Annotated in this window: 6 protein-coding genes; 2 read left to right on the top strand and 4 right to left on the bottom strand. The window is 43.9% G+C overall.

The features are described 5' to 3' along the window. Positions 1–587 precede the first annotated feature (587 nt). The 4 genes from Q0369_RS06700 to Q0369_RS06690 form a co-directional block, all read right to left on the bottom strand. Positions 588–1,508 (bottom strand): hypothetical protein, encoded by a 921-nt coding sequence (locus Q0369_RS06700; RefSeq protein ID WP_298097676.1) that lies wholly within the window; start codon positions 1,506–1,508, stop codon positions 588–590. Positions 1,509–1,816: 308 nt separating this feature from the next. Beyond that, on the bottom strand, positions 1,817–2,521 hold the full coding sequence (locus tag Q0369_RS11220; RefSeq protein WP_367178985.1) for a hypothetical protein: 705 nt from the start codon (positions 2,519–2,521) through the stop codon (positions 1,817–1,819). Continuing rightward, on the bottom strand, positions 2,455–2,955 hold the full coding sequence (locus Q0369_RS11215; protein WP_367178984.1) for a hypothetical protein: 501 nt from the start codon (positions 2,953–2,955) through the stop codon (positions 2,455–2,457). Before Q0369_RS11215 ends, Q0369_RS11220 begins: the two co-directional genes overlap by 67 nt. A gap of 55 nt (positions 2,956–3,010) precedes the next feature. After that, positions 3,011–3,565 carry a manganese efflux pump MntP family protein gene (locus Q0369_RS06690; protein WP_298097673.1) on the bottom strand — a complete coding sequence of 185 codons (555 nt, stop codon included), beginning with the start codon at positions 3,563–3,565 and terminating at the stop codon, positions 3,011–3,013. 86 nt (positions 3,566–3,651) lie between these two features. Between Q0369_RS06690 and Q0369_RS06685 the strand changes: the two genes are divergently transcribed. Further along, positions 3,652–4,281 carry a hypothetical protein gene (locus Q0369_RS06685; protein WP_298097669.1) on the top strand — a complete coding sequence of 210 codons (630 nt, stop codon included), beginning with the start codon at positions 3,652–3,654 and terminating at the stop codon, positions 4,279–4,281. 42 nt (positions 4,282–4,323) lie between these two features. Then, the coding region (locus Q0369_RS06680) for a hypothetical protein (RefSeq protein ID WP_298097665.1) at positions 4,324–5,032 on the top strand (709 nt) is incomplete at its 3' end.

Genomic DNA, 5,032 nt, shown 5'->3' with positions numbered 1-5,032 from the left:
CGGCGACATGGATGCTTTCATCGCGCGGCTTAAGGAGCAGGGCTACGAGCGAGTCGAGCTTATAGACACGACGCAGGGGCTTTTTATGAGCCCGCGCGAAGCCAAATGGCTGATGCTGGGCAGCTCAAAGCTTCTGGTGGGTAAGAAATAGATTTTTTGTAAATTTAGATTTAGGCAAATTTGAAGACGGATTAAATTTTAATCCCACCCGCTTTTAGCCGAATCCAGATTTTTAGGCTAGACTAATATATAATTGGCTATTTATCTCAAAAAAGAAACCGCGAAAGGAATTATTTCGGCCGAGGGCGTTATCCTTGCTGTGGGCGCGCTAACGGTCGCCATCGGATATTTTGTGCTTCTAGCAGCATTTATCCTATAGTGGTATAGGCTGCGAGAGATCAAGACCGCTTAAATTTATCGTATTTGTTCTGTGGGCTAAGTGCATGCGGGTAGAACCTGCTGCCGAATTTTAATTTTGTGATTTTATGCAAAAAATCCGCGCCTCAAATTTAGCAAGGATTGCCCTCGGCATAGGCATAGCCGCCCTGTGCGATTTTACCGCTCATATCTACTATTTTTGACGTAGATTACTCCTTATTTTGTTTAAATTTGTTTTTAAAATCTGCATAATTCATATATGCTTTATATGGTTCCCATAATATGCCCATATATAAGCCCTTGTAATTTCCGCAATTATCTATACCTATTCTATACATAGAATAATTTTCTAATATAATCTTATTTCCTTTATCTCCAATAATTTCAACGCTTTCTTTAGTAACGTCAAGTTTATTTTTATCCATCCAATCATTTAAGGTGCAAAAATCATCACTTTTATCAATACGTTTAAGGGCTAATAGCATTCTTAGCGCTAGCCTATTATCGTTTTTGTATATGATCTTCTTGCTTTTTCCGGTAAGTAAATCAAGCAATTTAATCTTAATAGTAGGATCCTCGGCTATAAACAAAGAATCATATCGATAATACTCGCTATAATGGTTGTCCTCATTATTAAAGTAGATAGAATAATTAAGTTCCCCTTTATCATTAAAAAGCTTGCTATCCTTCCATGGATACACCACGCTTTCATCATCTATAGCTTTTAGTATGGATTTATCTATCGGCGCAATTTGTTTTCCGTCTTTGCAAATTTGTCTGCCGATAGACAATAAATTTTCTAAATTTAACTCTTTAGGTATTTTCCAAAATTCGCAATTATCATCGGGGCGCTTGTCGCCATTGCAAGGTTGGATTCTGAAAAACAGGATATTATGCTTGTAATTATACTCTTTATGATGTTGTTGCAAATACTGCTTAAACGCTATCTCTTTTAATTCGTTATCCGATAAGATGCCAAAATGCAGAGGATTGGTGCAAACTCCGGCGTAGTTTAAGCCCATATTTATAGGCATATAAGGGATAAATGTCAAAATGCAGATGATAAAAATCGCAGAGATTATATAGTGGCGTTTTATAAGGCGCAGAGAATTTACAAAGAATTTTTTCAAATTTGCCCCCTTCAGATTTCGTGCAATGATAGCCGATTTAAGCTTAACTGGCAAGATATGATATTAAAGCCGTAGCGGCTAAGCTTTTTCAGGCGCTATTTAGCATTAAAAGCGCCTTATTTTGTTGATTCAAGCGAAAATTCTATCAAAGCCGCCGCCGCAATCGAAACGCCGATATTCAATTTTATATAGGCCGTTACGCTTTGGGTGTCGAATGGCCCAAAACCGGGCGCGCTATTAAAAGATCGAGAGGAGATCGCTCGCCTTAAAAGCGCAATCTGTAGAAGCCTACACCTGCGGCTTAAATTTTAGGAAATATAAACGCGATATAGGCTAAAGCAGCCGTAGTCGGTGCGCACGGCCAAATTTTTGCTACCGTTTGAATTCTCAAATTTCGCCTCGCATCGCTTTACGACGTGCTCCAGCTCAAAGCTAAGCTGCAAATTTCCGCTTTTTAGATCGATGATGCGGGCTTTGTCTCGGCCAAGTAGCACTAACCGCGAACCGTCCTCGCTAATGCAAAGCTCGTCCGCCTCGGTGCATTCGCCGGGTAGCCACGCTGGCTTTAACCGCTCGCCGCTTGCGGTATCGAGGCAAACTAGCTTGCCTGCGTAGCGTTCCTTGCCTAGTAGCGAGCCGTCCGCTAAAAAGCAAATTTTATCAAAAATGCCGAAGTCGCCTCCGATCTCGTTTAAAATTTCTCCATTTAGCGTGTTTAAAATTTTGATCTCGTTTTGCTTGCAGCAAAGTGCGAGCCGCGTACTGTCAGCGTCGAGCGCGGCACAAAGGATCGGCGTGTAGTTTTTCATTTCGGATTTGTATTCGTCCAGAGGCGAAATCTCGCCGCCGCACAGAGTAAAAATTTGACCAAACATTGCAAACGCTGCCGTATCTTTCGCAGCGCAAACGAAACTCGTAAATTCTTTGCTATTTTTAAAGCTCATATCTATAGAAAGATCGCTAAATTCGTCCGTAGCTGGGTCAAATTTAAAGATAAAATGATCCAGATCCAAAAGCAAAACCTAGCCCGCCCGCTCGCCTGCCACGCAAGCGGCTTTGGCAAGGGGGTCTGCTGCTTTACGGCGCCGTTCGCGTCCAGTCTGATGAGAAAATCATCTAGCGCGCCGCCCTCTTTGTAGCCGCCGCATTTATAGACAAAAAGCTCGCCTTCCGTGCTTGCAAAGGCCAGCGCACCCGTGTATCCGCCGCCGATATAGACGTGCAAACTCGCCTCGCCCGCTTTGGCGCCCGTGTTTTGCAGGACGTAACCTTTTTTCAGGCTCTCCCACTCCTTTTTCACGCAGGCTTTTTGCGCCTCGTCTATGCTAACAAACTCCTTTTGTGTCTGCCTAGTTTTGCCGTTTTTGATGCTCTCGCTGAGTAAAATTTGGTTTTCTACGCGCAAATTTAGGCGGTCACCGCCGCTTAAATTTATTAAATTTTTCATTTTCACTCCTGCGAATTAGTTTTAAAAATTATCACAAAGCGGCGATTAAAAGTCGCTAAATATCGATAACGCCGAGATGCGAGAGTAAAATTTTAACCCCGATTAAGATCAAAATCGCGCCGCCTAAAACGAGCGCCTTTGAGTGCAGGTATTCGCCCGTTAGCTTGCCTGCGTAGCACGCCGCGACGCACAGCGCGAAGCAGACGAGCCCGATTACGTAACAGGCGTAGAGTATGTTTATCTCGCCAAACGCAAAGGTCACGCCCACGGCCATCGCATCGATACTGGTAGCGATCGCGCCCAGCACCAGCTCCTTCGTGCTTAGGCGAAGATCTGGCTCGTCCTGCTCGCGGCGGGATTCCGCGATCATCTTAACGCCTAAAAACGATAAAATTCCAAACGCGACGAAGTGATCGATCTGCGCGATAAATTTTACGAAATTTATCCCCAAAGCGTAGCCCGCAAGCGGCATTATAAACTGAGCCGCCGCGTAGAAAAACGCGACGCGCACGATCTGCGCAAATTTAAAATTCGGATATTTCGCGCCGTTTGAGATACTAAGCGCGACGCTGTCCATCGCAAGCGCAAAAGCGATGAGTAAAAGCTCCATATTTAGCCCTTTTGGTATTATAAAAGCGTTGATTATACATTAAAATTTTCGAAATAAAATAATTAATCTTTAATTAGGGAAAAACTTTGCTTAAAAAATTAATCTTTTGTTTATTGCCGCTATTTGCGACTGCTAGCTGGGAAGAGGTCGCCGTAAAGGGACTAGACGTGATGCTTAGTGCGGGCGCGGGCGATAGCGAAAATTTTAAAAACTCACTAAGCACTCTGATTGAACGCGCTGCAAATGAATACGAACGCACTGGCGTACAGGATTACGAGCTCAATCTGCCTAGCTACATTACCGAGCGCGCGGGCAAAAAAAGCATCGCCGTGCAGAATATGCAAAGGCTGGCGAGCAAGAAGCTAAGTCTTGCCGTAGAGCCGATCAAAAAGCTCGTACTCGCTAAAATAAAAGATATGTCCGAAGCCGATACCAAGGCAGTAATGAGCGGCGAGGTGTTATTCAGCCACTATCTGCGCACCAACGCCTTTGATGAAATTTACGAAATCATTCGCCCTTTGGCACGCGAACTAGGAGCCGACGCGAGCTTTGCTAAAAGCTTTAAAAGTGCCGTCGGACGCGAGCCTGGAGACGATTTTAGTAGCGAATTTAGCAGCGCCTTTATCAACGAAAGCTTCGATTTTTTAAGCAAAAACGAAAGGGAGTTTCGCAAAAACTCGGGCGCGATTTTAAACGCCATAAAGACGATCAGATAGGCGCGACCGCACTAAAATCTCGGCGAAATTTTACTTCAAATTATGAAAAATTCTATCTCGGAGCTCGCGGAAAATTTTAATTCAAAATCCGCTTTAAATTTTATCTCAAATCAGGTATGTGAGTGCGCGAAAAACACAGCTTTAAATTCTGCTTCAAATGCGGCGTTTGCGTGCGCGAAAAACACAGCGCGCGACGGTGCGGCGAATTTTGCTCCCGTTCCCTGCCTCAAAAAAAATTTCAAATTTCAAGACGCAAATGTCCGGTTAAATTCTATCCGCGGAAGAAATTTAAAATTTTATCCCGCTTCGGCCGGTTTTACCGCACGCAATCTCGTCGCGCTCTATTCCGCTTCGCACGTCAGAAATCTCGAAAGAAAATCCACTTTAAATTCCGCGGCTCTTGCGTTAAATTTAAAGCCCGCGCAGGATATGAGCCGCACCGAAAACAAAGCTTTAAATTCCGCAAAAGCCTCCGCAATAAATCCTTGCGAAAATTTCGCGAGAAATTTCAAACAAAATTTTATATTAAATTTTACGAAAAATTCCACTCATAGCAGCGCAAATAGCGCGAGTTCGTTAAGCTGTGCGAGCGCCGCAAACGGGCCAAATTTAAGCCCCGCAAAAAACCTCGCCGCAGCTCATGCGCGACGCTTCAAGAAAAATTTTACCGAGGTTTTTGCAAACGATCCGGACTCCGCTCATACGCCGCAGAGCTTTGGATTGAAAAATTTTAAGGCGCGGAATTTTGCGA

This window comes from uncultured Campylobacter sp., assembly GCF_938030685.1.
Lineage (GTDB): Bacteria > Campylobacterota > Campylobacteria > Campylobacterales > Campylobacteraceae > Campylobacter_B.
Note: the sequence above shows the minus strand (reverse complement) of the source record. Positions and strands in the feature narration are given on the sequence as shown.